This is a genomic window from Polaromonas sp. (assembly GCF_012927415.1).
Taxonomy (GTDB): domain Bacteria; phylum Pseudomonadota; class Gammaproteobacteria; order Burkholderiales; family Burkholderiaceae_C; genus Polaromonas.
The window spans coordinates 1-3356 of sequence record NZ_JABBPF010000019.1 but is presented as its reverse complement, the minus strand read 5'-3'; the positions used below and the strand labels follow the sequence as shown (position 1 = coordinate 3356).

Below are 3356 nucleotides of genomic sequence, written 5' to 3'. Positions count from 1 at the left end.
GATCGCCATGATCCCGGTCACCGTCATGCTGACCGGCACATCGCTGGGCGTGGCCGGCGCCATTCCGCCGCTGGTAGTCGGCGGCACGCCGTTTTTTGCGCGCCTGGTGGAAACCGCGCTGCGCGAGGTTGACCATGGAATCATTGAGGCCTCCCTGGCAATGGGTGCGAGCGTGCGGCAAATCGTCATCGGCGCGCTGCTGCCGGAAGCCTTGCCCGGCATCATTGCCGCCGCGACGGTAACGGCCATTGCGCTGGTGTCGTATACCGCCTTGTCCGGCGTGGTGGGCGGCGGCGGCCTGGGGGATCTGGCGATTCGTTATGGCTACCAGCGCTTTCAATTGAATGTGATGTTCATCACGATCATCCTGCTGCTGATTCTGGTCCAGATCCTTCAGACGGCCGGCGACCGTCTGGTCATGCATTTCAGTCGCTGAGGTTTATTTTTTAACGCAAGGAAAATGTATGAAGAAGATATTGATGGCCGTCGTATTGGGCGCTTCCCTGATGGCGCATGCCGCTGACAAGCTGGTCGTCGGCGCAAGCCCCACGCCGCATGCCGAGTTGCTGGAACACCTCAAACCCATGCTTTTGCAGCAGGGGGTCGATCTTGAAGTCAGGGTCTACACCGACTATGTGCAGCCCAATGTCCAGCTCGTCGAAAAGCGGATTGACGCCAACTTCTTTCAGCACAAGCCCTATATGGATGAGTTCAACCGCAGCCGTGGTGCCTCCATCCAGGCCGTGGCCGATGTTCTCATCGCACCCTTTGGCGCCTACTCGAAAAAAATATCCAATATTTCAGAATTGAAGGACGGCGCCGTGGTGGCCATACCAAATGACGCGGTGAATGGCGGCCGGGCGCTGCAGCTGCTCGACCAGGCCAAGGTCATCAAGCTGGCCGATCCGAAGAACAACATGGCTACCGAGAAAGACATTGCGCAGAACCTGAAAAACATCAAGATCAAGCAGCTAGAAGCCCCCATGCTGCCGCGCGTGCTGGGCGAGGTCGATCTGGCCATCATCAACACCACCTTCGCGCTGGAAGCCAAGCTCAACCCGGCCAAGGACGCGCTCATTCTTGAGAGCGGCAAGTCCAACTATGTCAACCTGCTCGCCGCCAGGGCCGACAACAAGGACAGTCCCGCCATGAAAAAGCTCGCCGCCGCATTGCTCTCGCCAGAGTCGAAGAAATTTATTCTCGAGCGATTCAAGGGCAGCCTGGTCCCGGCTTTCTAATACGCATGTTCCCTGCATTCGTCTGATCCCTACCTTTTGAAGAAAACCATGAAACCCGGAAAACAATACAAAATCGAAACACTGGCCGTGCATGCCGGACACGCTGTCGACATCGGCACCGGAGCGGTGACCGAGGCCATCCACCTGTCAACCACCTTCGAGCGTGATGCGGACGGCGGCTACTCGCGTGGATTTCTCTACTCGCGCAATCACAACCCCAACCGCAACGGACTTGAAGCCGCACTGACAGCGCTGGAGGGGGGTGCGGCCAGTGCCGCCTTCGGATCCGGCCTGGCGGCTGTGACTGCGGTCTTCCAAGGCTTGATGCCAGGCGACCATGTGATTGCGCCTGTTGATATCTACCATGGCACAGCCAATGTCCTGAAGCATCTTTTTGCCAAATGGGGCGTGACGGCTTCGTTTGTCGACATGACGCATCTTGACAATGTGCGCAAGGCGGTGACCCCACAGACCAAGATCATCTGGATCGAAACCCCCTCCAACCCATTGCTGCAGTGTGTCGACATCAGCGCGATCGCAGAGATTGCCCACCAGCACGGCGCGCGCGCCATCGCCGACAACACCTTCGCCAGTCCGGTACTTCAACAGCCGCTGGCGCTGGGCTGCGACATGGTGATGCATGCCACCACCAAGTATCTTGGCGGGCGAAGCGACGTGCTGGGCGGGGCTGTCGTATCACGGCTCGATGACGAGCATTTTGCCCAGCTGCGTACCGCGCAGCTGTTTGGCGGTGCGGTGCCTTCGCCGTTTGACTGCTGGCTGGTCATGCGCAGCCTGCCAACCCTGCCTTACCGCATGCAGGCGCATTGCGCCAATGCCCAAAAGGTGGCCGAATTTTTGCAGCAGCATGCCAAAGTAAGTGTGGTGCATTACCCTGGCTTGCAGGACAACCCTTTCCACGCCGTTGCCAGCAGGCAGATGTCGGGCTTTGGCGGCATGCTTTCGTTCGAGGTCAAGGGTGGCAAGGACTCGGCGATGGCGCTGGCCGCGCACGTCGAAGTTTTCACCCGCGCCACCAGCCTGGGCGGCGTCGAGAGCCTGATTGAGCACCGTGCATCGATCGAAGGTCCTGACAGCAAGACGCCGCAAGGCCTTCTGCGGGTTTCCGTCGGCCTTGAAAACGCCGATGACCTGATCGACGACCTGACCTCGGCACTCACGCACTGCCGATGAACCCGCAGCGCTGGGCCGTGGCGTTGATCGTGTCGGCCCAGTGGCTGGGCACCTCGCTATGGTTCAGCCCGAATAGTGCAGCCGACGATCTGATGGCCGCCTGGCATATCGGTCCTGCCCAGTTTGCCTGGCTGATTGCCGCGACCCAGTCCGGTTTTATCACCGGCACGTTGTGGCTGGCCTATTCCGGCTGGGCGGACCGGTATTCCACCAGCCGCATTTTTGCGATGGCCTGCGTCTCGGGCGCCCTTGTCAATGCCGGGCTTTCCGGCGGCTGGGCCGGTTTTGAGGCCGGGCTGGCGCTTCGCTTCGCCGTCGGCGTCTGCCTGGCGGGAATTTACCCCCTGGGCATGAAGATGATTGTCGGCTGGGTGGGCGGCAAATCAGGAGCGGCGCTCGGTCTGCTGGTAGGCATGCTGACACTGGGTACTGCCTTGCCCCACGGGGTGCGGGCGCTGGGCGCGAGTCTGCCCTGGCAGACGGTGATTCAGGTCTCTTCCGCACTGGCCCTGTTGGGCGCGGCGCTGGTGTATTTTCTGGGGGATGGCCCTTTTCTGAAAAGGAGCGATGGCCGAAAGGGAGGCTCGTTTGGCAGGGCGTTTGGCGTCTTCAGATTTCCGGACTTTCGGGCCGCAGCCATTGGTTATTTTGGGCATATGTGGGAGCTGTATGCCTTCTGGGCTGTGCTGCCCTGGCTCGCGGCGCAGTTGCTGATGGATGCGAGAAATCTTGCCTGGAGTGGGCCTGGATCGGTGGCGGCCATCAGTTTTTTTTGCATCGCTGTGGGCTTTCTGGGATGTGTCTGCGGCGGGCGTATCAGCCTCAAGCTCGATAGCGCTTATGTCGCGGCAGCCGCCTTGCTGGCCTCCGGCCTGCTGTGTCTGGTTTACCCGCTGCTGCACCGAGACTGGCTGCTGCTGCGCT

4 protein-coding genes are annotated in these 3356 nt (G+C 60.5%); all 4 read left to right on the top strand.

The features are described 5' to 3' along the window. Nucleotides 1–436: ABC transporter permease subunit (locus HHJ19_RS01890; RefSeq protein WP_296903593.1), on the top strand; the 436-nt coding region annotated here is incomplete at its 5' end. Nucleotides 437–464: 28 nt separating this feature from the next. Next, on the top strand, nt 465–1238 hold the full coding sequence (locus tag HHJ19_RS01885; RefSeq protein ID WP_296903592.1) for a MetQ/NlpA family ABC transporter substrate-binding protein: 774 nt from the start codon (nt 465–467) through the stop codon (nt 1236–1238). A 48-nt stretch (nt 1239–1286) separates the two neighbouring features. Further along, nucleotides 1287–2432 (top strand): aminotransferase class V-fold PLP-dependent enzyme, encoded by a 1146-nt coding sequence (locus HHJ19_RS01880; RefSeq protein ID WP_296903591.1) that lies wholly within the window; start codon nt 1287–1289, stop codon nt 2430–2432. Then, nucleotides 2429–3356 (top strand): MFS transporter (locus HHJ19_RS01875; RefSeq protein WP_296903590.1); only part of this gene is annotated, 928 nt, incomplete at its 3' end. The genes HHJ19_RS01880 and HHJ19_RS01875, both read left to right, overlap by 4 nt.